Source organism: Chitinophaga sp. CB10 (assembly GCA_001870995.2).
Taxonomy (GTDB): domain Bacteria; phylum Bacteroidota; class Bacteroidia; order Chitinophagales; family Chitinophagaceae; genus Chitinophaga.
In genome coordinates, this window is the sequence record MLAV02000011.1 from 1 (window position 1) to 26,872 (window position 26,872).

Genomic DNA, 26,872 nt, shown 5'->3' on the forward strand with positions numbered 1-26,872 from the left:
GTGTCACAATTATCAATTATTTTTGGTGAGCGGCTGAAATTACGATTGTAAATTAAATCTTGACACAGTTTATTTTACACTCCCAAGCAGGAAAGAGCCAGCCTTTTTCCTGCTTATTTTTTATCCCCCTCTTCCATTTCCCATCCTTCTCTCTCCCTTACCCCCTTACCCTCCTCCACGGCCGAAGGCCGCCTTTGCCTCTTTGCCCCTCCGCGCCCTTTGCGAGAAACCACTCGCGAGAAACCACTCGCCAGAAACAAAAAAGTCGCCCCGCAAATGCAAGGCGACTTTATAATGTGGTAGAAAACCTTTCCGGCAAAATTTTGCACTTTTTCAAATGGTGTTTGATATTGAATGCAAGTAGATTTATGGCTTTACTTACTCTTTGCCAGTTAAGTTTCTTCCATGGTCAAATCTGATAAGGAAGCTTATTGGAAGTGCGAATAGATATCCGCTTATCGTGACACAAAGATGCAACGATATTTATTCTTCACTATATCGGATCGGGAAAACTAATGATCGAATTGGGAAAATGCTGTAATCCTTTGTAAATAAACGGATTAGCGAAGCAGTAATTCACAGGGCTTCAAACCTGTGTGCTTCTTGAACGCAGTGGAAAAGTGGGAAATGCAGGAATACCCCATCAGCATAGCCACCTCGGAAACCGACATCCCCTTCTCGTACAGCAGGCCCTTGGCCTTCTCCATACGCTCCTTCTGGAAATAATCGTAAATAGTGGTGCCGTACATCGCTTTGAAACCTTTCTTCAGGTAACACTCATTCATCGCTACCCTGCGCGCCAGATCGCGGATTGTCACCGGGGAATCCAGCTGCTCCAGCAGGATGGCCCTGGCCTTCTCGATCTTCTCGCGGTCCTCCATCTGCGTGAGGAAGCGGCAACCATAACGCTCATCCGGATCGTTCTGGATAAACTGGTCGGAGCTGAACAACAACAGCTCCAGCGCCTTACTCTGAAGGAAAATGTTTTTCAACATCCCCTCGTAGTTGTGATGCACCATGGTTTCCAACACAGATTTGGATTTGGTGCAAGGCTGAATGGTTTTTACAAAAGGCTTGCGGGACTGCATCTCCAGGAAGGAAACGGTAGTGCTGCCCTTTTGGAGCGACTGTATAAAAGAAGGTTGGAATCGAACGGTGATCAGGTCCACCGAAGGCGCCTTCTCATTGCAATCCCCCTTTTTGCCTTCCACACAAAGCTGGTCCGTACAACCAGGGTTCTTGCAATACTTATTACCCGCCACACAATAGCGCAACTCAATCGCGGCAGCATGCCCGCGCTTCGCAGGCTGGTACACGACCATGGCCACATCCTCCACCGGCAAAGCAGTTTCGTAAGTAAACCGCTGCAGGGTAAAGTCCAGACAGTCAGGCACAGATACCTGATCCTGCTCCACCAGCTGTAGCTGATCGCTCATGGCTGGCTGCGGAATGGCCAGTGCTAGTATGTCCTGTACTTCTTTCATCGCGCTAGTGTGTTAAAGTCGTCACAAATTTAGGCATTCAGAATTAATTCAAAATGGTTTTGACACGCAGCTTACAATTCATCGAAATTCTTCAATACGTCGCGACGCCGGTCTGCCATCGCAAATCCAACCATTTGGCGTAATTTTCGTTTACAGCTATATACATGGAAAGGAAATTTCATATTATCAAGGCATTGAAAGTGACCGGGATTATACTCGGCGTGCTTATCATCCTGATATTAGGCACAGCATGGTACCTGAACCAGCATTGGAATAAATTGATCCGCACGGAACTGAAATCCTACGTACAGGACCTTTCCGACAGCCTTTACCGCATTGAATACAAGGACGTAAGGCTGAACGTACTCTCCGGCAGCGTCACCGTCGAAAAAGCCAGCATGCTGCTGGATACGCCGGTGTACCGTAAAATGCTGGCAAACCAAACTGCCCCCTCCTCCATATACCTGATCAGTGTAGAAAAACTGGAACTAAAGTATTTCAAACCCTGGCGATATTTCCGCAACAACGAAATCCACGCAGGGGTATTAAGGGTGACCGGGCCCAGCATCGTCATGGAGCAAAACGCAAATGTGGTGGATACGAGCAAACCCAAAACGGCGTACGAAAACATCTCCCGGAAACTAAAATCTATATTAATAGGTAGACTCATACTGGACAGTACCAACTTCCGGTACAGGTTCACCAAAAAGGATTCCTCCACGGTGGTACACCAGTTTAAGAACCTGAGCGTGCGGGTGAACGATTTTTTGATCGACTCCCTCGCCCTCAACGACCCCACCCGCTTCCTCTACGCGCGTAACTATGAGATCGGGATGAAGGACTATGTACACCGCACCAAGGACAGCCTCTATTACCTGAACGTAAACGGGATCAGGTACGTAGCCGCCGAACAAACCCTGGAAATCAGGCAGGTGGAGCTCAACCCCCGCTATGAAAAAGAAGCCTTCCAGAAAAAACTCGGTCATCAGCAGGATTATTACCACCTGGTCCTGGAAGACGTCCACCTCAAAAACCTCAACCCTAAACGCTTAATGCAGGATCAGCAGATCTGGGCGCATAAACTCATCATCAACGGCGGAAAACTGGAAGTTTACCGCGACAGGCGGCTGCCTATGCCGCCGGGCGACAAGCTGGGTCAGTATCCTAACCAACTGCTGGCCAAACTTCGCGTGCCCGTGGCTATTGATACCCTCATCGGGCGGCGGTTCAGCATCCATTATATGGAAACCAGCCCGGAATCCGACCGTACCGGCAACCTCCGCTTCAGCAACGTCAACGGGCGCTTCCTGAACCTCACCAACGTGGATTCCCTTGTTAAAAAAAATAACCACCTCACCGCCAGGCTGGACGCCGTGCTGATGAACAGCGGGAAACTCACCGCCCATTTCGACTTCCTCCTCGGCAGCAAAACCGGGAACTTCAGCGTTTCCGGGGAACTGAAGGACCTGAACGGGCGGGAACTCAACCCCGTGACCAAGCCCCTGGGCAAGGTGGAGATCAGGAGCTGCAACATCAACCAGCTGACGTTCAATATTCATGGAGACGAACGCAGGGCTGCCGGCGAGGTAAAACTGCTCTACGACCACCTGAAAATCGCCATCCTGAAGCAAAACAAGGATAGCAAGGAGTTCGAAAGAAAAGGGCTGATCAGCCTGCTGGCCAATATTATGGTGGTGCGCGACAGCAACCCCCTGCCGGGCGACCAGGTAAGGGTCACCCACCCGGCCATCCAGCGGGATATTCAGAAGTCTTTTTTCAACCTCGTGTGGAAAACTATTTTCCAGGGAGTGAAAGAAACCGTCGGGGCCGACAAAATATAGCAGTAAAATCACACATCCATCCCACTTAAAAACAGTACTTTTTTTATTGAAATCAGCCTTATTTTTCGTATTTTTGCATGATTGTCGACTGTTTTTATTTCTAATAGATTTTACACCAACATATGAGCGAAGAATTAGTGCAAGCAACCAGCCCCAGCAACGGCTATGATGCAGGCAGCATACAGGTACTGGAAGGTCTGGAAGCCGTGCGCAAGCGCCCGGCCATGTACATTGGCGATATCGGAATCAAGGGTTTACACCACCTGGTTTACGAGGTGGTAGACAACTCCATTGACGAGGCCCTCGCCGGATATTGCAAAAACATTGATGTAACTATCTGTGAAGATAATTCCATCCGTGTAGTGGATGACGGACGTGGTATCCCGACCGGCATCATCCCTAAGGAAGGACGTTCGGCCCTGGAAGTGGTAATGACTGTATTACACGCCGGTGGTAAGTTCGACAAAAACACCTATAAGGTTTCCGGCGGTTTGCACGGGGTAGGCGTGAGCTGCGTAAACGCACTGAGCTCCCGCCAGCACGTTACCGTGCGCCGCGAAGGCAAAATATTTGAACAGGAGTACCACCGCGGTATTCCGCAGTACGCCGTACGCGAAATCGGCGTGTCCGATACCACCGGTACTACCGTACACTTCAAACCGGACGGTGAAATTTTCAAGGAAACCACCTATAACCGCGAAATCCTGGCAGGCCGCTTACGCGAACTGTCTTACCTGAACAAACAAATCCGCATCACCCTGACGGACGACCGTGAAAAAGACGAACATGGCCAGCCTTTCAAGGAAACCTTCTACAGCGAAGGCGGTATCGTGGAGTTTGTACAGATGCTGGATAAAAATGGCCGCAGAAGCGCCCTGCTTCCTGCCCCCATCTTCATCGAAGCATACGATAAAGATTCCAACGTAACGGTAGAAGTAGCGCTGATGTATAACGACTCCTTCAGCGAAAGCATCTTCTCCTACGTAAATAATATTAACACCATCGAAGGCGGTACCCACGTTTCCGGTTTCCGCCGCGCCATTACCCGCGTATTCAAATCCTACGGCGATAAGAACAAACTGTTCGAGAAATCAAAAGTAGAGGTAACGGGCGATGACTTCCGCGAAGGCCTCAGCGCTATCATCAGCGTGAAAGTACCGGAGCCGCAGTTCGAAGGGCAGACCAAAACCAAACTCGGTAACTCCGATGTAATGGGCGTGGTAGACAGCTCCGTAGCCACCGTACTGGACGCCTACCTGGAAGAGCATCCCCGCGAAGCCAAACTGGTGATCAACAAAGTAGTGCTGGCCGCCCAGGCCCGCGAAGCGGCCCGTAAAGCGCGGCAGCTGGTGCAGCGCAAGAGCGTGATGACCGGTAGCGGCCTGCCTGGTAAACTGGCTGACTGCTCCGATAATGATCCTGAAAAATGTGAACTGTACCTGGTAGAGGGTGACTCCGCAGGCGGTACGGCCAAACAGGGTCGTAACCGTACTTTCCAGGCCATCCTCCCGCTCAGGGGTAAAATCCTGAACGTGGAAAAAGCCATGGAACACAAAATCTACGAAAACGAAGAGATCAAAAACATCTTCACGGCGCTGGGGGTAACCATCGGTACCGAAGAAGATGATAAAGCCCTCAACCTTTCCAAACTGCGCTACCACAAGCTCATCATCATGACGGATGCCGACGTGGACGGTAGCCACATCGCTACCCTGATCCTCACCTTCGTATTCCGTTACATGAAAGCGATGGTAGAACAGGGCTATGTGTACATTGCGCAACCGCCACTGTACCTCGTGAAGAAAGGTAAGGAGCAGGAATACTGCTGGACAGAGGAACAACGCAAAGCTGCCATCGCCCGTATTGCCGGCAATGGCCGTGAGGACAGCGTGACCGTTCAGCGATATAAAGGTTTGGGTGAGATGAACGCAGAACAGCTGTGGGATACCACCATGAACCCTGAAAACCGTACGCTGAAGCAGGTGACCATCGAGAGCGCCGCCGAAGCGGACCGCGTATTCAGCATGCTGATGGGCGACGAGGTGCCTCCGCGCCGCGAATTCATCGAATCGCACGCGAAGTATGCGAAAATTGATGCGTAAGCTTTTAACAAGAGATACAAAAAAGCCGGTAGCCATGCGCTACCGGCTTTTTTAATGTAATCCTGCGTAATCAGCTTTCCCGCGTGATTACATAGTTCGCTAAAAACTGGTAGGCGAATACGCCCAGCAGCATAACGGTCATGAATGTATTAAAAGGATCCCCATCATACCAGGCTTCCGCCACGCCGCAAACGCCCAACACGCCAACGGCTACGGTGTAGATCAGGAATATTTTTCTCCACTTCGGACTGTCGGACGCATATAAGCTGGACAGCGGCAGCAGCAACACGCCGGCGGCAATCGCCAGGGCCAGCAGCGCTGCAATGGAAGTAAGCCAGAAGCCGCCGGCAGCCAATAAACCCACCAGCATGAAAATACCCACCAGCGTAGATACTTTCGTTTGCTCCGGCGTCAGCGCATAACGGCCATAAGGGTTCAGCCGCAGGAAGAGGTTACTCACCGGGCCGATCAGCCAGGTGGAAATCGCCGCGAGCGCCAGCACCACGTACAGCGGGAAAAATACGGTGCTGGCTATACGGGAAAGTACAAAAATCCCGATGATTACCGCCCATTGCACACCGGCCTTCTGCCGGCTCATAAAGAAGGCATATTTCAGGAACATGCGGTACAACCAGTAGCGGGCCTGCATGGCCTGCACCATCCCGCTTTTGGCCCATTGCTGATTAGGATCCAGCTTCAGGGATTCCCGGAAGTGTTCCAGGGCCTGCTTGTGATCGCCGGCCTGCAGCCACTTCCAGCCGATGTTCGCATGGGTGTAGGCATTCTCCGGGTTATGTTCCAATGCTTCATGGAGATTGGAAAATGCTTCTTCCTTTTTGCCGAGGTTGAAGAGGGCATTGGAGCGGAGGTTCAGACAGGCTTCGTTTTCCGGGTCGATGGCCAGCCCTTCTTCGGCCTTTTCCAGGGCCTGGCTGTATTCTTTTTTATACAGCAGTATCTGGCTCCACAACGCGAAGTAAGCCGCGTCGTGGGGGTTGATGGCTACCGCCTCGCTGACAGCGTTGATAGCCGCACTGTATTGATTTTTGTGAAACGCAATATTGGCGCGCAGGTAAAAGAAACGATCATCGGCCGGAGCCAGGCTCAATGCATTGCTGATGATATGTTCCGCCTCTTCCGTGTTTTGCAGGTTGAGGTAGCAAAGCGCGAGCAGATACAATCCGTCGATATCGTTGGCATAAGTGCTGAGATGCTGCCGCAGGGCGGTTACCGCATCTTTATAACGGCCTTGTTGTAACAACAGATGAGCGCGTTGAATCAAAAAAGCCATAATTTATTTCTTAATATCCAGGTATTTCAACACCTCATCATACAGGCCTGCCTCGTTGGAGTATAGGGCGTAGTTACGGGCGGTATTAAACCACTCACGGGTAGTGGCGCGATGTAATTTGGAAGCCTTCAGCAGGTCCTTTTGCGTGATAGGCTGCGGGATGCCTTTTTGCAGCGCTTCCATGAGTTTATCCTCGATGGCCAGGTCCACGATCGCCTTGAGATCGGCGCCGGAGTAGCCGGCCGTCGCTTTGGCGATGGCGCGGTAGTCGATACCATCCACCGGTTTGTTGCGCAGCTGAATTTTCAGGATTTCCTCGCGGCCTTCCTGGTCCGGCGGCGCTACGAATATGATCCTGTCGAAACGGCCGGGGCGGCGGAATGCCGGGTCCAGGCTCCATGGCGCGTTGGTAGCGCCGATGATCAATACGTTTTCATTATTGGCGGCGATGCCGTCCATCTCGGAGAGGAACTGGTTGATCAGGTGACTGGCCCCGCTGTTGCGCATGGACGTGCGGTTGGCGCCAAGGGCGTCCACCTCGTCGAAAAAGAGGACGCAGGGCTTTGATTCGCGCGCCAGCTCAAACAGGCTGTGGAGGTTCTTTTCGCTGTTGCCGATCCACATGTCCAGCACATCATGTATGCCCACGTTGATGAACTCCGCCTGTATCTGCCCCGCCGTAGCCCTGGCGAGGTAGGTTTTGCCACAGCCCGGAGGGCCGTAGAGCAGGATGCCGCCGCCGGCTTTTTTGCCGTAGGCTTTATATAAGTCGGGGAACTGCAGGGGCTTGATGATCTTCAGGTCTATCTCCTGCTTCTCCCGCTCCATGCCGCCTACATCATTGAAATTGATTTCCGGTTTTTCCAGCGTAAATATCTTCTCTGCATCTTCCCCGTCTTCATCGGAGGAAGGGTTATATTGTTGTTGAGGCGCTCTGAAATAGCCGTCCAGCGCTTCGTCCCGGAAGCCGGGATTGAGTTGCAGCAGGTGCTGGTACACGTCCCTTGCGCTTTCCATACTGTTCTCTTTCACGAGGATGCGGCAGTGGAGGAGGAGCGCGTCAAAATTATCCGGGTCCTGGTGTTCCAGTTGCTCGAGTACCACGATGGCTACGGAATATTTCTGCTGGTGATAAAAGGTACGGGCCAGTCCCAGCTGGGCAGCGATATTGTCATGCGATAATTCCAATACCTTTCTGTATTGTTCTTCTGCCTGCTGGTACTGAAAATCCTGTAGCAGCACCTGGGCCAGGTGAAGGCGCAGGGGTACGTTTTCCGGGGAAAACTGCACGGCTTCCTGTAATTGTTTAATCACTTCCGATGACATAATGCGCTTTGTTAAAATGATGGCGTAAGATCGTAATTATAGGGATTTGCTGTGACAAAAATAATGTTAAATGTCTTGTTTGCATACTGCCTTTCAGCAGCGGTAGGGTAATACGGCACAGAGCCTCCGGGACCGGTGGCTTTGACCGGGACCTCACTCCCCGTGGCCTTGATTTATCCCCCCAACCCCCAAATATTCTTATAGAAAATTTATATAATTTATAAAAATCTGCATATATTGCGAATGTATTTTATCCCTATGCCACGAAGCTAACCGGCAACCTATGTCGATTTAAAAAGATTGCTGGCCTACTGGATATACAGGGGCCAGCAGTTTATGTATCCTATGAATTGACGCCACTTGATGACGGCGGTTTCTCCGTGCATATAACCACTCAAAAACTGCATTATGCGCCTTAAATTATGGTTTGCAGCCCTGTTTGCTGCCATTACCGTTTTATCCTCCTGCGAAACCAAGAAGGACACCACACCGGCCAGCACGCTGGTTTTCACACTGGACGGGCAAACATATCATTCCTCTCAGACGGATGCGCTGCTGGAAGTTGACAGCACCACCGGGGAGCAATTATTATCCATCAACGGGGTAACCAACAACCTGTCCCACCATATGGAACTGGTGATCGGCTTCCCTGAAAACATAGTACAGCCGGGCGTTTACGAGGCATCCGTGACCATGGTCCTGTCGGACATACAGGCCAATAAGGTAACGCATTACAGCATGGGCCGCGGTTTGAAAGTGAATTTAACTAGCATCAATAGTAAACATGCCGAGGGAACCTTCTCCGGCACTTTAACCAATGGTGAAATTGAAAAACCTTTAACGGACGGGACTTTTATAGTCAATATTAAGTAAATCATCGTTTTAAGATCTTCACCGGCCCTGCCTATATTAGCGGGGCCTTTTGCTGTTGGGAAATTTAACATTCACTTTACGATCCCGGTCCTAAACTGGTGTTCGTTTAACGGTTTTAACGGCTCACATTGCTAAAACGGGTTAATACCCGGCAGGTCTTAACAATTCCGTAATATTCTCTTAACATTCTGGTTGCTTTGGGTTCACACCTTTGCGCTGTAAATACAGACAGCAACTTTTATGAAATCGTTTATTGCGTTTTTAGCTAGCGTCATTGTATTATTCAGTATGAATACGATGGCCCAGGTAACCACCTCCTCTATTACCGGTAAGGTAGCCGATCCCAAAGGGGGCGCTATTCCCGGAGCAACGGTAGTCATCCTCAACGTGTCTACAGGCATCAAAAGTGGTACTCAAACCAATGCCGATGGTCGTTATATTATTAACAACCTGAATCCCGGCGGTCCTTATACTATTACCGTTTCCTTTATTGGCTATAAATCAGAGGTAAGATCAGATGTGAATCTGCCTTTAGGTTCTACTGCCTTCTCCTTCAAACTGGGCGAAGAGTCCAAAGCGCTCAGCGAAGTGGTGATCACCGGCAGCGCAGGTAAAAAAGAAGGTACCCGCGTAGGCCAGGAGCAGATCAAACGCATCCCGTCGCTGAACCGCAGCCTGCAGGATATGACGAAAGTGACGCCGCAGAGCAGCAACAACTCCTTCCTCGGTACCAACTACCGTTATAACAACGTGACGCTGGATGGCGCTATCAACAACGATGCGATCGGCTTCAGTCCTTCCATGGGCGGCCAGTCCAACTCCAGCGGCCAGCCGGGCAGCAGCACCCGTACCAACCCCGTATCCCTCGATGCGATCCAGGACGTACAGGTATTACTCGCTCCGTTTGACGTGAAAGTAGGTAACTTCCTCGGGGGTAGCATCAACGCGGTAACCCGCAGCGGTACCAACGAATTCCATGGCTCTGTTTACGGTTACGGCCGTACGGCAGGCCTGGTAGGTAAAAACAATGCCGGCGACGGTTCCAAACTGCCTTCCGACTTCCATGATTACCAGGCAGGCGTACGCCTCGGCTTCCCTATCATCAAAAACAAACTCTTCTTCTTCACCAACGAAGAGATCACCCGCCGCGTTGATCCCGTGATCCTCGCCGCAGGTTCCAAAGATGTAGCCAACATCCTCAGCGAACAGGATGCGATGGACATCACCGCTAAAATGAAAGAATATGGCGTGGATGCAGGTACTTATAAAAACACCAGCATTTACTCCAACTCCAATAAATTCTTTAACCGCCTCGACTGGCATATCAACTCCAAGCACACGCTCTCTTTACGTAATAACACCATTACTTCAGAGGCTACCAACCTGGAGCGCGACCAGCAGAACTTCCGTTTTGGCGGTATCGATTTCAAACAGGTTAACAACCAGACATCCACTGTTGCTGAGCTGAAAAGTAACTTCAACCCCACTGTTTCCAACAGCCTGATCCTCGGTTACTCTTATGTACACGATTACCGTGACCCATCTTCCGATCCTGCCACGCCGCAGATCCAGATTGCCGGTAAAACGCCTGGTACTACCATCTTCCTCGGTACTGACCGCGAAGCAAGTATCTTCAACATGAAACAAAAAACCTTTGAAGTAACCGATAACGTTACCATCTTCAAAGGAAAAAATACTTTCACCATTGGTACGCACAACGAGTTTTACAACATCACCTATGGTTTTGTGAACTCCTGGAACGGCCGCCTGGACTATAACTCCGTTGCCGACTTCCTGAACAACAACCCAAGCCGCGTACGTGGTAACTATAACTACGCCAACAACTCCCGTGATTACATCATGGCGAATCCGCCGGCACAGTTCAAAGTAAACCTGCTGAGCCTCTACGGACAGGATGAAATCCAGCTGACAGACCGCTTCAAAATCACTCCAGGCGTACGTTTAGACTATGCGGGCATTCCTAACAAGCAACCGCTGAGCGATAAAACTACCAAAGCGCCGGTGGATGCCAACTACGGTAACACCTATACGTACACCAAACCGCAGGATATCAAAAACAACTTCCTGAATAATGTACAAATCTCTCCACGCCTCGGTTTCAACTGGGATATCAAAGGTGACAACACCATGGTACTGCGCGGTGGTAGCGGTTTGTTCACCGGCCGTATTCCTTTCGCATGGCTGGGTTACGCGTACTACAACAACGGGGTAACTTACGGTGCATACGATCAGAAATCATCTGATAAACCTTTTGTAAACGCTCCGCTGCCGGCTGCCAAACCATCTCCGAATGGTATTGCCGACTTCGCACAGCAGAACGGCGTAGATGTGAAAAACGCTGCAGGCGCTACCCAGGTGGACCTGATCGATAATAACTTCAAAATGCCGCAGGTATGGAGAAGCAGCATCGCCTTTGACTATACGACCAACGACCAGTGGAAATTCACCGTGGAAGGAATTTACACCAAAGTGATCAAGGACCTGATGTTCCAGCAGATCAACCTCGTGGATAATCCTACTTATTATGCATACGATGTAAATAAGCAACAGCCTATTTACTCCGGTAAAAAAATCAACAGCCTGTACACCAACGCGTACCTGCTGTCCAACACCGATAAAGGTTACCGTTACAGCGTAACCGGTCAGATCCAGAAAACATTCCCATGGGGCTTTAACTTCATGACTGCTTATACTTACGGTCAGGCAAAAGATATCACCAACGGTATCCGCAACTCCATGGAATCCAACTGGCAGCTGAACCAGGCGCTGAATCCTAACAACCCGGGTCTGGCTTATTCCAACTTCGATATCCGTCACCGTATCGTGGCTACGGCCAACTACAGACAGGATTGGGGTTCAAAAGGCAAATGGGTTTCCAACTTCAGCCTGTTCTTCTCTGCACAATCCGGTACGCCGTTTACCTACGGTTTCGTGAATGCTACCATCCAGGGTACGCCACAGCAGGTGAGCCTGGCTTACATTCCGAAAGATGTAACTGAAGCGCAGAAATTCTTTGTGGATATTGCCGGTGGTAAAACTGCCGCTCAGCAGGCAGCCGAATTCATGAGCTATGTGGATGGCAACAAATACCTCAGCGGCCGTAAAGGCGATTTCACTGAGCGTAACGGTGGCCGCACGCCATGGAACTACCAGGCCGACTTCCGCTTCTCCCAGGACCTGAATATCAAAACTGCAAAACGTACGCACACCATTACGTTCACTTATGACATCGTGAACCTGACCAACCTCCTGAATAAAAACTGGGGTATCCAAACATTCTCTCCAAACACTTTCAACTCTACTTCTTCCGTGGGTCTGAAAGCAACGAAGAATGCGCCGGTAAATGGTTATCCGATCTACACCTGGTCTAACCCGGGCGTACCGTATGCGACAGACTTCTTTGCATCCCGTTATCAGATGCAGCTGGGTCTGAGATACAGCTTCTAAAACAACTACATAACAGCAATAAAAAAGGCTCGCAGGTGCGAGCCTTTTTTATTGTGTGTAACATTCAACTTATTTAATACCAAACACAGTTCTTACTTCTGCGCGTACTTTGATGGTTTTGAAATCCACGTCAGATATACCAGCCATACCGTCAGCCGCTTTAGCCATATAGTTTACCGCCATCGGGCGAACGTCGGAATAACCATCGGTATTGATTTCCTGGATTTCAATGATACCGCCGAGGGTTTCGCCGAGCGCATTCACCATATAATCCGCTTTTGCTTTCGCAGCCTGTAACGCTTTTATTTTGGTTTCCTTACGGTATTCTTCCATTTTGCTGGAAGTATAGCCGGTGATGCGGGTGCTTTCAATACCTTCCGCATCTACAGCGCCGAGGATGATGTTGATTTTATCCAGCTTGTTCAGCTTCAGTCGAAACTGTTTGCTGGCCATGAATTCCTGCGGATTTTTCTTTTTATTCAGATAGTCGTAATAGTTATACCCGGATACATTTTCCACGGTCAGGTTTTCCTTCGGAATACCGGCGTCGATCACCGCTTTCTGTAATTGTTTTTCCAGCGTGGTAATCTCTACTTTGGATTTTCCTTTCAGGTATTCTTTCAGGGAGATGTTAAAGTATATTTCATCCGGCGTGATCTCCATTTCCGCGGAGCCGGTTACTTCAATTTTCTTTTCCGGCGCTTTGGTCGCAGTCTGTGCAAAAGAGCTGATCGCTAAAAATAATCCTGCTGCTAATAACATTACCTTTTTCATGTTTCTGAGTTTTATTGTTTGTGATGTTGTTTTTTATGTTTTACAGCAACATGATGCGGGGTTTCCACACGTTTCCATAAAATCCATAAAAAAATTTTTGGTTTAGGTTATGTGTTAATTTGTTTAAGATTGGTTCTTAAACGCTTACAACATAAAAAAGGTTACATTTTTTTATTTTTAGGGGGAAGATTCAAGGCATAAAAAAAGACACGGTCCCGTGTCTTTTTTAAGTTTTTCCTTGCCATATGCCATGGCGGCGGGGTTACCTGATGGCGAAAACTGCCTGTATAGTAGCCTGTATCTTTATGGTAGTGAAAGCTGCCTGTTCCAGCCCTATAAATTTATTCAGATTAAAATCGTTCGCATTTACCTGGGAATAGAGGCCGGGAAACTGGTCGCTTTTCGTTTCATCGATTTCCAGTACTTCGCCCAGTTGCTGCTTGGCAATTTCCGCGAGGTAGAGGGCTTTTTCGCTGGCCGCTTCAAACGCCATGACCCTTACTTTCTTGCGGTACTCCTTCATTTTACTGGAAGTATATTGCGCCAGCCGGGCGGATACGACGCCTTCGCTGTCCAGTGCGTCCAGGATGGCAATTAGCTTGTTAGGTTGGGTGAGCTTGAGGCGGAAGTCCTTGCTGGTAAACAGTTCTGCGGCATCCTTCTTCCTGCGGGTATAACTCATGCCGGCGAGGTCCTGCACGTTCAGGTCCTCTTTTGGTACGCCTGCATTTACGACCGCCTGTATCAATTCTTTTTCCAGCTGGGTGATTTCCACTTTTGTTTTCCCTTTCATGTATTCCTTCAGGGAGATGATGAAGTAAAACTCATCCGGGGTAACTTCAATTTCGGCGGTACCGTTGACGGAAATTTTTCTTTCTGCGGGCTTCTGGGCGAATGTGCTGATGGTCAGCAGCATGGCAGCTACAAACAGTAAACATTTGTTCATTGTACAGAGATTTAATCAGCGAAAAAATAGGTTTTTCCCGCTGATACTGCTTCACCTCTGGTCAACATTAACAGGATATTAGGAGTTTCTGCTGTCCGTCATGCCTTTGAGGAAGTCGTACAGGTCGTTCATATCCTTGATGCGGCTGGCTACCAGCATGAAGTTTTTACCTACCTGTTTGAGCTTCGCGTTGTTCGTACGGGTTTGGATATACGTAAGTATATGGTTGAAAGTAGGGGACTCGAAATACGGTGAATCCGGGTTGTTGATAAAGTAGCAGCGCAGCGTTTCCTCTTTCAGCATCATCTTCTCGAAGCCCAGTTGGATGGCCATCCAGCGGCAGCGTATCATCGTCAGCAGGTCCTTCACGGGTTCCGGCAGCGGGCCAAAACGATCTGCCAGTTCTGCCTCAAACGCTTTCAGCCTGGTTTCTTCCACAATGTTATCAAGTTCCTGGTAAAGGTTCAGGCGTTCCTGTATGCTTTCGATATAGGTATCCGGGATCAGTATTTCCAGGTCCGTATCGATGGTACAGTCGCTCACGAAATCTTTCTTCTCTTCCAGTTGTTCCTTAAAGAGGTCGCGGAATTCGTTTTGCTTCAGTTCGCGGATCGCTTCATCGAGGATCTTCTGGTACATATCGAACCCGATTTCGGCCATGAATCCGCTTTGTTCGCCACCAAGGAGGTTACCGGCGCCGCGGATGTCGAGGTCGCGCATGGCGATCTGGAAACCGCTTCCCAGCTCGCTATGCTGCTCCAGCGTTTGCAGGCGCTTGCGGCTGTCGCCCGGCAGTGTGCTCATAGGCGGGGCGAGCAGGTAACAGAAAGCTTTCTTGTTGCTGCGTCCTACGCGGCCACGGAGCTGGTGCAGGTCGCTCAGCCCGAAGTGATGCGCGTTGTTGATGATGATCGTATTGGCGTTGGGGATATCCACACCGCTTTCCACGATGTTGGTACATACCAGCACGTCGTATTTACGATCGATGAAATCGAGTACTACTTCTTCCAGTTGATGCCCTTCCATCTGGCCGTGGGCCGTAGCAATGGAGAGGTCAGGGCAGAGGCCCTGTATGAGCGCGGCCATTTCCCCGAGGCCTTTCACGCGGTTGTACACGAAGTACACCTGTCCGCCGCGTTCCGTTTCGTAATAGATCGCGTCGCGGATAAGGTCGTGGTCAAATACGTGCACTTCCGTTTCAATCGGCTGCCGGTTAGGCGGCGGCGTATTGATGATGGAGAGGTCGCGGGCGCCCATGAGGGAGAACTGCAGCGTTCTTGGGATAGGCGTTGCCGTTAGTGTCAGCGTATCTACGTTATGTTTGATCTGCTTGAGCTTTTCCTTCGCGCTTACGCCAAATTTCTGCTCTTCGTCTACCACCAGCACGCCGAGGTCTTTGAACTTCACGTCCTTACCGAGCAGGGCGTGGGTGCCTACGATGATATCGATCTTCCCTTCTTCCAGCCGTTTGAGGGTTTCCTTCTTCTCTTTGGCGGATTTGAAACGGTTCAGGTAGTCCACCGTGCAAGGGAAGTCCTTCAGCCTTTCGGAGAAGGTTTTGAAGTGCTGGAAAGCGAGGATGGTGGTAGGCACCAGTACGGCGGCCTGTTTTCCATCCACGACCGACTTGAAAGCCGCGCGGATGGCCACTTCTGTTTTCCCGAAGCCTACGTCGCCACAGACGAGGCGGTCCATAGGAGCGGGGGCTTCCATATCCCGTTTAACGTCCGCGGTGGCCTTACTTTGATCCGGGGTATCCTCATAGATAAAGGAGGCCTCGAGTTCCGTTTGCAGGTAGGTATCCGGGGAGTGGGAGAAGCCTTGCTGCGCCTTGCGGACGGCATATAACTGAATCAGGTCTTTGGCGATGTCCTTAACCTGTGTCTTAGCTTTTTCCTTGAGTTTATCCCATGCATCGCTACCGAGCTTGTTCACACGGGGTTCCACGCCTTCTTTACCGGTGTATTTGCTGATTTTATGCAGGGAGTTGATATTTACATACAACAGGTCGTTGTTCTTGTAAATGATCCGGATGGCTTCCTGCATTTTGCCGCCTACTTCTATTTTCTGCAGGCCGCTGTACACGCCCACGCCGTGGTCGATGTGGGTTACGAAGTCGCCGGGTTGCAGCTCCCGCAGCGTTTTCATGGTAATCGCCTTATTCTTGTTATAAGCCTGGCGTACCCTGGATTTATGAAAACGCTGGAATATCTGGTGGTCCGTATAGCAGACCAGTTTCAGGGAATGATCGATAAACCCTTTGCTGATAGGCACCGGGATGGGATAGAATACGAAGGCTGCTTTCAAATCCTCGAAGATGCTGCGCAAGCGCTCCAGCTGGCGGGGATTATCGGCAAATATGAAGAGGGCGTATTTGTTGTTATGGTGGGTGGCGAGGTCTTTCAGCAGCATATCAAACTGCCTGTTAAACACCGGCTGCTCCTGTGTGTCGAAGGAAATGGCCTCGTAGGCGAAACCGTTTTCCTGCAGCCAGTCCTTATTGCCGAACACGATGGCGGTGCGTTTAAAGAGTTGCTCCATGATAGGGCCAGCCTTCACGAAGTCGTCTTCCTTCAGCACCATTTCTTCGTCTTCGTCCACCCTTACTTTACTGCCTGTTTGCAGGAAATCATCCAGGCGCTGTTCCATTTGTTCGATCACGCCCCGCACGTATTCCGGGTCCTTGATCCATACAACGGTATTGGCCGGCAGGAATTCCAGCAGGGATGTTTTCTGGTGATCCACGCCGCGGGTATCCATGTTGGCGATGAGGGTCACCTGGTTCAGCTTACGTTCGCTCAGCTGGGTTTCCGGGTCAAACAGGCGGATGGAATCGACGTCCTCCCCGAAGAGTTCAATGCGGTAGGGCTTATCGTTTCCGAAAGAATATATATCCAGGATACCGCCCCTGAGTGCGTATTGCCCGGGTTCGTACACGAAATCGGTGATGTGGAATCCCCATTCCACCAGTTTTTCCAGGAGTTCATCCACCTTCAGTACATCGCCCACTTTGAGCTGCACCATGTTGGTATTGAAGGCCTGGTTGGCGGCTACTTTTTCCCATAAGGCTTCCGGGTAGGTTACCAGTATCTTTTTATGGATAGACGGGCCGGAAAATTTCATGAGCGCCTCTGTGCGCAGCATGCTGTGGCTGCTGTTCAGGTCGGCAAAGAGGCCGGTTTTCTTAAAGGAGTCGGGGAAGTAGAAGATATCAAGCGCTTGTGACAGCTGTTCCAGGTCGTTTTGAAAATAGGCTGCCTCCTCTTTATCATTCAGGATAAAGAGATGGTTTGCCTCTGCCTGTGCCCAGGTACTTACCGCTACAAAATTGATGGCACTCCCTGCAAGGGATGATAGCTGGAAGTACTGGTTTGCGGGGGATTGTACCCCTTTCACCAGGGTTTGCAGGCGGCTATCTCGCTGAAACTGATGTAATACGCCTTGTAAATTCATGAAGGATGCAAAGATACGAAGAAAATAGTATTAGCATACCTATAAAAAGGAAGCGATGCAGGTGGCTGCATCGCTTCACACATTAATTTTTACAGTAAAGTATCGAGTGCGTTTACTTCCTGTACACAAACCTGACCGTCCCGTCGTCGCTCACGCCTTCCCCGGTTTTTACATAAGCGGCGCTTGCCGGATAGTGCTTGTCGTTATAGGTGTACGCGTACCTGATGTTGTGGGAAACGCCATTGGTCACCTGGTAAGCCACTTCTACGGCGTTATTTTCACTCAGCTTCCACCTGTCTTCCTGGTAGAAGAAGGAGCTGGAAGGAACGCCCTGGTAAGGGTTCTTCTGTTCATCATACTTAAAGGTCCACGTTTGGATGTACACATCGTTTTCCGTGCCGCCGTAAATACGCTGGACAGACCTGTAAGCTGTGAGGTTCTTACCTGTCCAGGTAAGGGTATCGGCGTATTCCAGCTCATTGGAATAGAATTTATACCTTCTTACCAGCTGGTTGGCGTCGTTATATACCAGCGAATCACGGTTACCCCAGTTATCAGGGTTGATGATGGCCAGCCTGCCCTTACTATCGTAACTGCACATATACACATCGGTGGAATCATTGATATTGCCGGTGGGCGAATACACGTAACGCGTAAGCTGTTTATTCTTATAAAGGAGGAAGACGCCGTTCAGCTGGCCGGTGCTGATGTAGATATCGGCAGCCTGTGTACTGTCCGCGTTATACCTGTATGCAGTAGCCTCATTCCATTCCGGGTTGGATGAAATTGTAATCACTGAATCCAGCAACGGGCGCGTTTCCGTCGCAACCGGCGGCTCTACTTCAGGGCTCGCATTGTCGGACTTTTTACAGGAAAACAGGGTTAAGGCGAATAGCGAAAACAGGGTCCCTGTTACCAGCGTTGATCTTTTCTTCATAGGTTTACTGGTTGTTAAATACATTATATTTTATATAAAAATAATAAATATTAAGTATTTAATTGAATTACAGCAGGGCATAGGGAGAGATTAAATTACTGCACGGAAAGTTTCCCACAGGAATATTCGTTATATTCAGTATAAGAAAATCCTGATTCCACATGGTCGAAAACTGGTACACCGGCATAGTTACAAAAATTGAAAATGCCACAGATAACACCCGTCGCTTCTGGATTCAAATACCTGAACTGGAGCGGTTCGACTTCAAGCCGGGCCAGTTTGTAACGCTCGACCTTCCCATCCATGAAAAGAAGAACAAACGCTGGCGCAGTTATTCCATCGCTTCCCATCCGGATGGCAGCAATGTGATAGAACTGGTGATTGTGTTACTGGAAGGAGGAGCGGGTAGTACTTACCTGTTCAATGAAGTAAAGGAGGGCAGCGAGCTGACGCTCCGCGGGCCGCTCGGCGTTTTCGTACTGCCGGAAACGTTAGATACCGAAATTTTCTTTATTTGCACCGGCACCGGCATTGCGCCTTTCCGCGCCATGACTCATTACCTGAAAAACCATCAAATACCCCATAAGGATATACACCTCATCTTCGGCAGCAGGTATGAAAAAGACCTGCTCTATGCGGATGAAATGCGGCAGCTGGAGCAATCCTTCCCGGGGTTCCATTATATCCCCACCTTATCCCGGCAGGAGGACTGGAACGGCCGCAAAGGCTATGTACATCATATTTACGAGGAAATGCTGCAGGATAAACGCCCTGCCAACTTCTATCTCTGCGGGTGGAAGAACATGATTGACGAGGCAAAGCAGCGCATACAGGCTTTGGGGTACGACCGGAAGCAGATTCACCAGGAACTATACGGCTAGCCATAAAAAGAAAAAGGTCCGGTAAGTTACCGGACCTTTTCTTTTATAAAATTTTGTTGAGTACGATGTTTTTCACTTCAGACATCGGAACGCGTTCCTGTTCCATCGTATCGCGGTAGCGGATGGTTACCGTACCATCTTCTTTCGTCTGATGGTCTACCGTTACGCAGAAAGGAGTACCGATGGCATCCTGGCGGCGGTAACGCTTACCGATGGCATCCTTCTCTTCATAGAAGCAATAGAAATGCTGCTTGCACTCATCCATCAGTTGCTGTGCCAGTTCAGGCAGGCCGTCTTTTTTGGTGAGCGGGAAGATGGCCAGTTTGGTAGGCGCCAGTTTAGCCGGTAAGCGCAGTACCACGCGGCTATCCTGCTTTTCAGGCGTGCTCAGGTCTTCTTCGGCGTATGCCGCGCAGATCACCAGCAGGAACATACGGTCCAAACCGATAGAGGTTTCGATCACATAGGGTACATAGTTCTGGTTGATCTCCGTATCAAAGTACTGGATTTTCTTTTTGCTGTACTCCTGGTGCTGCTTCAGGTCAAAGTCAGTACGGGAGTGGATACCTTCTACTTCCTTGAAACCGATCGGGAATTCGAACTCGATATCCACGGCGGCATCCGCATAGTGCGCCAGCTTCACGTGATCTTTGAAGCGGTATTTGGATGGATCGATACCCAGGCTCAGGTGCCATTGCATACGGGTTTCCTTCCATTTCTCATACCATTCCTTCTGCGTGCCAGGGCGAACGAAGAATTGCATTTCCATCTGCTCAAATTCACGCATGCGGAAAATGAACTGGCGGGCTACGATCTCGTTACGGAAGGCTTTACCCACCTGGGCAATACCAAAAGGTACTTTCATCCTGCCTGTTTTCTGCACGTTCAGGAAGTTCACGAAAATACCCTGGGCAGTTTCAGGACGGAGGTATATTTCACTTGCTTCGTCGGTAACGCTACCTAACTGGGTAGAGAACATCAGGTTGAACTGACGTACATCCGTCCAGTTAACGGTACCGCTCACGGAGCAGGCAATTTTGTTTTCTTCAATCAGGGTTTTCAGGCCGGCGTAGTCCTGCGCCGCTTCCAGCTTCTCCATTGCGGCCAGCAGTGCTTTGCCCTGCTCTTCCGGTAAGGTAGCTGCATGCGCTTCAATCAGGTGATCCACCCGGTAGCGTTTTTTGCTATCCTTGTTATCGATCATCGGATCGCTGAAATTATCCACGTGACCGGATGCCTTCCAGGTAGTAGGATGCATAAAAATAGCCGCGTCAATACCCACGATGTTATCGTGGAGCTGCGTCATACTCTTCCACCAATAATCCCTGATGTTCTTCTTTAACTGCGCGCCGTTCTGACCATAGTCGTACACCGCGCTGAGTCCATCATAAATTTCGCTGGACTGAAAAATAAAACCGTATTCTTTACAGTGCGATATGATCGCCTGGAATATATTCTGATCTGTAGACATAGTTGCGCAAAGATAATTGGCAAAATTGAAAATATGGATGTAATTATTTTCACATCCTTAATCAATTGATAGTGATTAAATTAATCGTTTAAGGTAGTAGGATTTTGCGTGCTGACAACTTCCACTTCCCGCATCCAGATGGCGTAATCATTGGGGTATATACGGGACCCGAAGTGTTGTACCCAAACCCGGGTGAATACTGCGCCGAAATAAAGGATAGCGGCGGAATAGTACACCCACAGGAGTATAATAACAATGGAGCCGGCGGCCCCATATGCGGAAGACACTTTACTGGCGCCCAGGTAGTAACCAATGGCAAACTTCCCGATCATAAACAGCACCGCTGTGGCGATAGCCCCTACCAGCACATCCTTCCAGCGGATGCGCGCATCCGGCAGCACCTTGAAGATAATGGCAAACAGGGAAGTGATCACCAAAAAGGTAATGGCCAGGTTAGCTACATAGAGGGTGAAATATTCTATCTCCGGAAATACGGACAGCAACCGGTGATTCAGTACCTCCATCACGCCGTTCAGCGCCAGGGATACCAGCAGGATGAAGCCCATGCTGATCACCAGCGAAAAGGACAGCAACCGGTTTAATATCATCTTGAGGATGCCGCTCTTTTTGGGCTTTGCTTTCAGCTTCCAGATGAAGTTGATACTATCCTGGATTTCGGCAAATACCCCGGTGGCGCCTATCACCAGCGTTACCACCCCTACGATGGTAGCCCAGCTTACATCCCCGGATAAGGAAGCATTTTTGATCATGCTCTGTATCTGTATGGTAGCTTCATCGCCCACCATAGACCGGATCTGTGTGTAAATGCTGCCCTCGATGGATTCCTTGCTGAGGAAAAGGTCGCAAAGGAAGATGATGATGATCAACATCGGGGCAATGGAAAATATCGTGTAATAGGAGAGCGCGGCACTTAACTTCAGTACTTTATCATCAATAAACTCGCTGCCTGATTGCTTCAGCACCTGCCAGATGACTTTAAGTCTGTTCAAAAACCGCATAACTCCGTTACTTTAATTTAGGATTATTCAAATGCCGGTCAGCATCCCGGATATTTTTTTTGTCGAAATTTTTTTCCAGCGCAGCCGTCATGTCCACACCGGTTTGATTGGCGATACAGAGCAATACCCACATCACATCAGCCAGTTCATCCGCCAGTTCTTTTTTCGTATCCGACTCTTTGAAGGACTGCTCTCCGTATTTGCGGGCCATGAGCCGCGCTACTTCCCCTACTTCCTCCGTGAGTATCGCCATATTGGTCAGTTCGCTGAAATAGCGCACGCCGGTAGTGTTTATCCAGCGGTCTATCAGCTCCTGCGCTTCTTTGATCGTCATCCTCGTGAAAATTAATAATTCCCCTAAAGATAACGAAAGTCCAAAAAACAATGTTCAGGCCAGAAATATCTTTCCGGTCTGAACATGCAGTGAATTCGTATAACCGTTATTGTTAGGAGGCAATGGGTTTGTTAACAGCGGTGTCAGGTAAGGGTTATGCAAAATAAAACCAACGGGTTGTTAACAGCAGTGTCAGGTAAGCGCACCCGGTTTATTACCAGCGCCGTCAGAGTACCAACGGCAGGTTTACCGGCTGATAACCGTTATTGTCCCCGGATTTGTACACAATACCTGTCTTATTGATTTGAATGCCCTGCACTATTGCGCCGCAGCAGTTGCGGTGGTTCAGCACATGCAGCAGGAAGGTCTTTTCTCCCGTGGCCAGCTTTACCTTTAAAGTGAAGTCCAGCGCGAAGTCATCCCCCGGCGTCTGTAAACTGCCGGCAGCGTAAACCGGCTGCAGGTGCACGGATAAGTATCCCGTACTGGTGGCAGAATCAGGCGAGGATATCCAGGCGACCGGTTTGTCCGCATAATAAAGGGAAATATTTTCCTTTGGTATGCTGGCATCCGGCCCGTACAGCAGGTTCTTTTTACCATCCGCATCCATCAGCCGGATGTTCAGTAAATGCGCCATGGTAATGCAGAGCACCGTTGCGCAATCCGCTGGCTTTTCAGGATTATCCTTCTTTTTGCAGGCCTGCAAAAGGAAGATGGCAGCCAGTGCAAGTGTAATAATCTTGTTCATAAAAAAATAGATTTGCCAATGATAGAGGTTCAGGCTGCAAGACAGTTTTATTCATCCATCGTATTCCCATCCCTGGCCGGTTACAGCCGGATGGGTATTGCTATCACCCCATGCGGACTGGCGGAAAACAGGACCGGCTTATAAGGAGTGGCAGCGTTATCTGTAAATAGTTCCCTGACAATACCGTCGCAACAAACGCTTTCGCTGTAAATGGTTAACAATATGGATTTAAGGCCGGCAGCTGTCTTGATTTTCAAGGTTACTTTTTGCAGAAATGTAGCGGAACGGTCATGGGTGACTGTAGCGGATGGCACGCCCACCAGGTTCAGGATTATCATACCCTTCGCCGTGGCGGAATCGGTAGAGGAGAGCCACCTGAGCTGCTTGTCGCCGTCCCAGAAACTAATACTGTCCTTCGGGAGGGTAGCGCCGGGGCCGTAAACGAGGTTTTGCTGCCCGCCGGCATCCATAAGCCGGAGATAAACGTTATGATTAAATGTAAAGCACTCCGGACAGGGCTGCGGGGCCTTTTCTTCATCTTTTTTCCGACAGGATGCCAATGCCAGTATGCACAAAGCGCACAGCAGCAACTTTCTGATCATGGTTGATAACATTTAGAGGTTAATAGCTACCCCAGTTAAACGGCCATGCCCGGAATAAGTTACACCTGCCTACTCCCTGTTTTTTGTATCAATAATAATGGTTACAGGGCCGTCATTGAGGAGTTCCACTTTCATATCGGCGCCAAATATCCCCCGCTGGATGGTGGTTTCCATGTCCTGCTCGAGCTGGGCGATCATCTTTTCATACAGCGGAATCGCCACATCAGGCTTGCTGGCTTTCAGGTAGGAGGGGCGGTTGCCCTTTTTGGTGGAGGCATGGAGGGTAAACTGGCTGACCAGCAGGATGTCGCCATGGGCGTCCTTTACGGATACATTCATCACGCCGGCATCGTCGTTAAATATCCGCAGGTTCACAATCTTACTGCTCAGCCACTGGATATCTTCCTGGGTATCGGCGTCCTCAATGCCCAACAATACCAACAGCCCTGTTTGAATGGCCCCGGTTACCGTACCATCCACCATTACGGACGCCTTGCTTACTCTTTGTATTACAGCTCTCATTATTGCGTATTTTTGCAGGCCGGAATTTACGCACAGTTTTTAATAACTTGCTCCACCGGGTTTATTTTATATTAAAGAGAGATATAATACATAATGATTATAGATGTAACGGCCGAACTCACCTTCCGCACGGCACGGAGCGGAGGAAAAGGCGGTCAGAATGTGAATAAGGTGGAAACAATGGTGGAAGGGTATTTTGATATAGCCGCTTCCGCATTGCTGACGGAGGATCAAAAGGCCCTGCTGCAGGAGAAGCTTTCCAACCGTATCAATGCCGAAGGCCTGCTGCTGGTAAAATCACAGTCGGCCCGCACCCAGCTGGGCAATAAGCAGGAAGTGATCCGCAAGGTGAACGACCTGGTAAACAATGCGCTCATCCCCCGCAAAAAGCGGATCGCCACCAAACCTTCCCGTGCCATGGTGGAAAAACGCATCCAGTTTAAAAAGCGGCTGTCAGAAAAAAAGCAGCAGCGCCGGGGCGGAAACTTTGAATAACTTTACAAAAATCACTGGCTTTGAGCATAAAGAATCTGGCAGGACAAACGATCTTCTACGGCCTCAGTAATATAGTGAGCAAACTGCTCAATTATTTCCTGACACCCTTTTACCTGGGCATACTCACCGCCGTTTCCTACGGCGAAATGAATACCGCCTACGCCTATATCCCATTTGCCAATATTGTACTCACCTATGGAATGGAAACCGCCTTTTTCCGGTTTGCCCAAAAAGGCAGGGAGAACCTGGTACTAAGTACCTCCATGCTCTCCCTCATCTTTTCCACCATAGGGGCTACGCTGCTGCTCTTCCTGTTGCAGGGGCCTATCCTGAAAACGCATTCAGCGGAAATGGCCGGCGTCGCGGGCCATCCGGCATTCTACGTGTACATTGTGCTGATCATGGCGTTTGATGCGCTGACGGCCATACCTTACGCGCAACTGCGACTGGAAAACAGGCCGCTGAAGTATGCCTTCATTCGTATATCCAATATCGTTACCAACGTATTTTTCAACTTCCTCTTCCTCTACATCTGCCCGAAGCTCTATAATGCCGGCCACCACTGGCTGCCGGATGTAATGGGCGGAGGAGCCACCCTGGGCTATGTGTACCTCAGCAACCTGCTGGCCAGCGGCCTTACCCTGCTGATGTTCCTCCCGCAGATCAAAGGCATTAAATGGCAGTTCGATAAATCGCTCTGGAAGGAAATGATCACCTACTCGCTGCCCCTGATCGTAGTAGGAATGGCAGGGATGGTAAACGAAACCTTTGACCGCGCCTGGTTTCTGCCCACCTTCCTGCCGGTAGACAGCGAGGAGAAAAAGAAATACCTCATTGGTATCTACAGCGCCAACTACAAGCTCTCCATCCTCATCAACATGTTCATCCAGGCCTTCAAACTGGGGGCCGAGCCATTCTTCTTCAAGCAGGCGGAGTCGGAAAGCAACCCGCAGAAAACTTATGCCCGCATCATGAAAATATTTGTGGTGCTGCTTTGCTGCATGTTCCTCTTCGTAAGCCTGTACCTGAATATCTGGAAGTTCTTCCTCCGCAAGCCGGAGTACTACGCCGGCATGACCATCGTGCCATTGCTGCTGATGGGATACATGTTCCTCGGGGTATATTACAATCTCACCATATGGTTTAAACTGACCAACAATACCCGGGCGGGCGCCGTTATCACGCTGATTTCAGCAGGCATGGCCATCCTGCTCAACTGGTGGTGGATCCCCATCATGGGCTACTTTGGCGCCGCGCTGGCCACCATGGTCTGCTACCTGGCCCAGATGGTCATTTGTTACGTGTGGGGGCAAAAGCACTACCCGGTGCCTTACCACCTCCCTAAGATCCTTACCTATATGGCATCCGCCATTGGGCTGTACTATATCTATAACTGGATTAACGTCACCTTCCTGACGCCTAACGATATCTACGCCGTCAAAGGCTCCTCGCTGGCAGTGGCCACCCTCTTCTTCCTGGCCTACCTGGCGTTTATATTCCGTATGGAAAAACGGGAATTCGCCCGGCTGCCGGTGATAGGGAAATATATCAGGTAAAAAACAAACGATCCGCCGCTGGCGGATCGTTTGCGTTAAATAAGGTGGCAGGCCGGTGAAGTTATTCGTTCAGGAACGGGTTATGCTGCTTTTCATACCCGATGGTTGTAGCCGGACCATGCCCGGGATATACCACCACATCGTCCGGCAGTACAAAGAGTTGGGTACGGATACTGCTCAGGAGTGTCTCATGGTCGCCACCCGGCAGGTCCGTACGCCCTATGCTGTCGCGAAATAATACATCTCCCCCAATCACAAATTTTTGAGCCGCACAGTAAAAAGCCACACTCCCCGGGGAATGGCCGGGCACCAGCCGTATCTCAATCCGGTTATCGCCGAAATCAAACGTCTCGCCGGCAGTCAGGTACGCGCCGGGCATGGGAGAGGGCGGGAAAGGCATATTGTACATATTGCCCACCTGCTGGGAAAGGTCCAGGATCGTTTGTTCGTTAGGGTGAATCTCCGGCCTTACCTTGTACGTTTCGGATACAAGTTTGTTACCAAAGATGTGATCCAGATGGCAGTGCGTATTCAGCAGCCTTGTAACATTTAGCCCCTCCGTTTGTATATATTGTAATAATTCTTTTCTTTCGTTCTCAAAATAACAGCCCGGGTCTATAATTATGCATTCCTTTTTTTCGTTAATAAGCAGGTACGTGTTTTCCTGCATAGGACTAAAGGTGAAATGGTGAAGTTCGATCATGTTACCCGATTTTTAGCTAATTTGTAAACAGATCACAATATTATCA

At 49.8% G+C, this 26,872-nt stretch carries 20 protein-coding genes and 1 pseudogene; 7 read left to right on the forward strand and 14 right to left on the reverse strand.

Annotation, left to right across the window (positions count from 1 at the left end; genetic code table 11):
* Positions 1-560: 560 nt before the first annotated feature.
* Positions 561-1,484, reverse strand: a complete 924-nt coding sequence (locus BOC67_RS16080) for an AraC family transcriptional regulator (RefSeq protein WP_291911632.1) — start codon at positions 1,482-1,484, stop codon at positions 561-563.
* Positions 1,485-1,648: 164 nt separating this feature from the next.
* On the opposite strand from BOC67_RS16080, the gene BOC67_RS16085 reads away from it, so the two are divergent.
* Both BOC67_RS16085 and gyrB read left to right on the forward strand, forming a co-directional pair.
* Positions 1,649-3,325, forward strand: coding sequence for a hypothetical protein (locus tag BOC67_RS16085; RefSeq protein ID WP_291911633.1), 1,677 nt, complete (start codon positions 1,649-1,651; stop codon positions 3,323-3,325).
* Between the two features lie 122 nt (positions 3,326-3,447).
* The gene (gyrB, locus tag BOC67_RS16090) at positions 3,448-5,427 is read left to right on the forward strand and encodes a DNA topoisomerase (ATP-hydrolyzing) subunit B (RefSeq protein ID WP_291911634.1); all 1,980 of its coding nucleotides are present in this window, start codon (positions 3,448-3,450) and stop codon (positions 5,425-5,427) included.
* A gap of 70 nt (positions 5,428-5,497) precedes the next feature.
* Here the strand turns inward: gyrB and BOC67_RS16095 are convergent, their stop codons facing one another.
* Positions 5,498-6,718: a tetratricopeptide repeat protein gene (locus tag BOC67_RS16095; protein WP_291911635.1), complete on the reverse strand. Its 1,221-nt coding sequence runs from the start codon at positions 6,716-6,718 to the stop codon at positions 5,498-5,500.
* 3 nt (positions 6,719-6,721) lie between these two features.
* Positions 6,722-8,044, reverse strand: a complete 1,323-nt coding sequence (locus BOC67_RS16100) for an AAA family ATPase (protein ID WP_291911637.1) — start codon at positions 8,042-8,044, stop codon at positions 6,722-6,724.
* Between the two features lie 408 nt (positions 8,045-8,452).
* Here BOC67_RS16100 and BOC67_RS16105 point away from each other — a divergent pair, with 408 nt between their 5' ends.
* Positions 8,453-8,917, forward strand: a complete 465-nt coding sequence (locus BOC67_RS16105) for a hypothetical protein (protein ID WP_291911638.1) — start codon at positions 8,453-8,455, stop codon at positions 8,915-8,917.
* A gap of 240 nt (positions 8,918-9,157) precedes the next feature.
* Positions 9,158-12,385, forward strand: a complete 3,228-nt coding sequence (locus BOC67_RS16110) for a carboxypeptidase regulatory-like domain-containing protein (RefSeq protein WP_291911639.1) — start codon at positions 9,158-9,160, stop codon at positions 12,383-12,385.
* Positions 12,386-12,454: 69 nt separating this feature from the next.
* On the opposite strand, the gene BOC67_RS16115 is transcribed toward BOC67_RS16110, so the two are convergent.
* The 4 genes from BOC67_RS16115 to BOC67_RS16130 all read right to left on the reverse strand — a co-directional run bounded on the left by BOC67_RS16115 (position 12,455) and on the right by BOC67_RS16130 (position 18,495).
* On the reverse strand, positions 12,455-13,159 hold the full coding sequence (locus tag BOC67_RS16115; protein WP_291911640.1) for an SIMPL domain-containing protein: 705 nt from the start codon (positions 13,157-13,159) through the stop codon (positions 12,455-12,457).
* A gap of 262 nt (positions 13,160-13,421) precedes the next feature.
* On the reverse strand, positions 13,422-14,105 hold the full coding sequence (locus BOC67_RS16120; RefSeq protein WP_291911641.1) for an SIMPL domain-containing protein: 684 nt from the start codon (positions 14,103-14,105) through the stop codon (positions 13,422-13,424).
* 78 nt (positions 14,106-14,183) lie between these two features.
* Positions 14,184-17,558, reverse strand: coding sequence for a transcription-repair coupling factor (gene mfd, locus BOC67_RS16125; RefSeq protein ID WP_291911642.1), 3,375 nt, complete (start codon positions 17,556-17,558; stop codon positions 14,184-14,186).
* 112 nt (positions 17,559-17,670) lie between these two features.
* Positions 17,671-18,495, reverse strand: a complete 825-nt coding sequence (locus BOC67_RS16130; protein WP_291911643.1) for a hypothetical protein — start codon at positions 18,493-18,495, stop codon at positions 17,671-17,673.
* 161 nt (positions 18,496-18,656) lie between these two features.
* On the opposite strand from BOC67_RS16130, the gene BOC67_RS16135 reads away from it, so the two are divergent.
* Complete coding sequence (locus tag BOC67_RS16135; RefSeq protein WP_291911644.1) at positions 18,657-19,376, forward strand: FAD-binding oxidoreductase; 720 nt, start codon at positions 18,657-18,659, stop codon at positions 19,374-19,376.
* A gap of 43 nt (positions 19,377-19,419) precedes the next feature.
* Here the strand turns inward: BOC67_RS16135 and BOC67_RS16140 are convergent, their stop codons facing one another.
* The 6 genes from BOC67_RS16140 to dtd form a co-directional block, all read right to left on the reverse strand.
* Complete coding sequence (locus tag BOC67_RS16140) at positions 19,420-20,847, reverse strand: glycine--tRNA ligase (RefSeq protein WP_291911645.1); 1,428 nt, start codon at positions 20,845-20,847, stop codon at positions 19,420-19,422.
* A gap of 80 nt (positions 20,848-20,927) precedes the next feature.
* On the reverse strand, positions 20,928-21,866 hold the full coding sequence (locus BOC67_RS16145) for a YihY/virulence factor BrkB family protein (RefSeq protein WP_291911646.1): 939 nt from the start codon (positions 21,864-21,866) through the stop codon (positions 20,928-20,930).
* Between the two features lie 7 nt (positions 21,867-21,873).
* Positions 21,874-22,200, reverse strand: a complete 327-nt coding sequence (locus tag BOC67_RS16150; RefSeq protein WP_291911648.1) for a nucleotide pyrophosphohydrolase — start codon at positions 22,198-22,200, stop codon at positions 21,874-21,876.
* 226 nt (positions 22,201-22,426) lie between these two features.
* Positions 22,427-22,948 carry a hypothetical protein gene (locus BOC67_RS16155; protein WP_291911649.1) on the reverse strand — a complete coding sequence of 174 codons (522 nt, stop codon included), beginning with the start codon at positions 22,946-22,948 and terminating at the stop codon, positions 22,427-22,429.
* Between the two features lie 80 nt (positions 22,949-23,028).
* Positions 23,029-23,550 carry a hypothetical protein gene (locus BOC67_RS16160; protein WP_291911650.1) on the reverse strand — a complete coding sequence of 174 codons (522 nt, stop codon included), beginning with the start codon at positions 23,548-23,550 and terminating at the stop codon, positions 23,029-23,031.
* A 69-nt stretch (positions 23,551-23,619) separates the two neighbouring features.
* Positions 23,620-24,072, reverse strand: coding sequence for a D-aminoacyl-tRNA deacylase (dtd, locus tag BOC67_RS16165; protein WP_291911651.1), 453 nt, complete (start codon positions 24,070-24,072; stop codon positions 23,620-23,622).
* A 111-nt stretch (positions 24,073-24,183) separates the two neighbouring features.
* On the opposite strand from dtd, the pseudogene arfB reads away from it, so the two are divergent.
* Both arfB and BOC67_RS16175 read left to right on the forward strand, forming a co-directional pair.
* A pseudogene (arfB, locus tag BOC67_RS16170) lies at positions 24,184-24,567 on the forward strand (alternative ribosome rescue aminoacyl-tRNA hydrolase ArfB); the annotation flags it as partial.
* Between the two features lie 20 nt (positions 24,568-24,587).
* Entirely contained in the window at positions 24,588-26,123 is a 1,536-nt protein-coding gene (locus BOC67_RS16175; RefSeq protein WP_291911653.1) for a polysaccharide biosynthesis C-terminal domain-containing protein, read from the forward strand.
* A gap of 61 nt (positions 26,124-26,184) precedes the next feature.
* Here BOC67_RS16175 and BOC67_RS16180 read toward each other — a convergent pair whose 3' ends face one another.
* Positions 26,185-26,826: an MBL fold metallo-hydrolase gene (locus tag BOC67_RS16180; protein ID WP_291911654.1), complete on the reverse strand. Its 642-nt coding sequence runs from the start codon at positions 26,824-26,826 to the stop codon at positions 26,185-26,187.
* Between the last annotated feature and the right edge of the window lie 46 nt (positions 26,827-26,872).

Excerpts from the sequence above, each read along its gene's own strand:
- BOC67_RS16080 (WP_291911632.1), bottom strand. The coding sequence starts at position 1,484 with ATGAAAGAAGTACAGGACATACTAGCACTGGCCATTCCGCAGCCAGCC.
- BOC67_RS16085 (WP_291911633.1), top strand. The coding sequence starts at position 1,649 with ATGGAAAGGAAATTTCATATTATCAAGGCATTGAAAGTGACCGGGATT.
- gyrB (WP_291911634.1), top strand. The coding sequence starts at position 3,448 with ATGAGCGAAGAATTAGTGCAAGCAACCAGCCCCAGCAACGGCTATGAT.
- BOC67_RS16095 (WP_291911635.1), bottom strand. The coding sequence starts at position 6,718 with ATGGCTTTTTTGATTCAACGCGCTCATCTGTTGTTACAACAAGGCCGT.
- BOC67_RS16100 (WP_291911637.1), bottom strand. The coding sequence starts at position 8,044 with ATGTCATCGGAAGTGATTAAACAATTACAGGAAGCCGTGCAGTTTTCC.
- BOC67_RS16105 (WP_291911638.1), top strand. The coding sequence starts at position 8,453 with ATGCGCCTTAAATTATGGTTTGCAGCCCTGTTTGCTGCCATTACCGTT.
- BOC67_RS16110 (WP_291911639.1), top strand. The coding sequence starts at position 9,158 with ATGAAATCGTTTATTGCGTTTTTAGCTAGCGTCATTGTATTATTCAGT.
- BOC67_RS16115 (WP_291911640.1), bottom strand. The coding sequence starts at position 13,159 with ATGAAAAAGGTAATGTTATTAGCAGCAGGATTATTTTTAGCGATCAGC.
- BOC67_RS16120 (WP_291911641.1), bottom strand. The coding sequence starts at position 14,105 with ATGAACAAATGTTTACTGTTTGTAGCTGCCATGCTGCTGACCATCAGC.
- mfd (WP_291911642.1), bottom strand. The coding sequence starts at position 17,558 with ATGAATTTACAAGGCGTATTACATCAGTTTCAGCGAGATAGCCGCCTG.
- BOC67_RS16130 (WP_291911643.1), bottom strand. The coding sequence starts at position 18,495 with ATGAAGAAAAGATCAACGCTGGTAACAGGGACCCTGTTTTCGCTATTC.
- BOC67_RS16135 (WP_291911644.1), top strand. The coding sequence starts at position 18,657 with ATGGTCGAAAACTGGTACACCGGCATAGTTACAAAAATTGAAAATGCC.
- BOC67_RS16140 (WP_291911645.1), bottom strand. The coding sequence starts at position 20,847 with ATGTCTACAGATCAGAATATATTCCAGGCGATCATATCGCACTGTAAA.
- BOC67_RS16145 (WP_291911646.1), bottom strand. The coding sequence starts at position 21,866 with ATGCGGTTTTTGAACAGACTTAAAGTCATCTGGCAGGTGCTGAAGCAA.
- BOC67_RS16150 (WP_291911648.1), bottom strand. The coding sequence starts at position 22,200 with ATGACGATCAAAGAAGCGCAGGAGCTGATAGACCGCTGGATAAACACT.
- BOC67_RS16155 (WP_291911649.1), bottom strand. The coding sequence starts at position 22,948 with ATGAACAAGATTATTACACTTGCACTGGCTGCCATCTTCCTTTTGCAG.
- BOC67_RS16160 (WP_291911650.1), bottom strand. The coding sequence starts at position 23,550 with ATGATCAGAAAGTTGCTGCTGTGCGCTTTGTGCATACTGGCATTGGCA.
- dtd (WP_291911651.1), bottom strand. The coding sequence starts at position 24,072 with ATGAGAGCTGTAATACAAAGAGTAAGCAAGGCGTCCGTAATGGTGGAT.
- BOC67_RS16180 (WP_291911654.1), bottom strand. The coding sequence starts at position 26,826 with ATGATCGAACTTCACCATTTCACCTTTAGTCCTATGCAGGAAAACACG.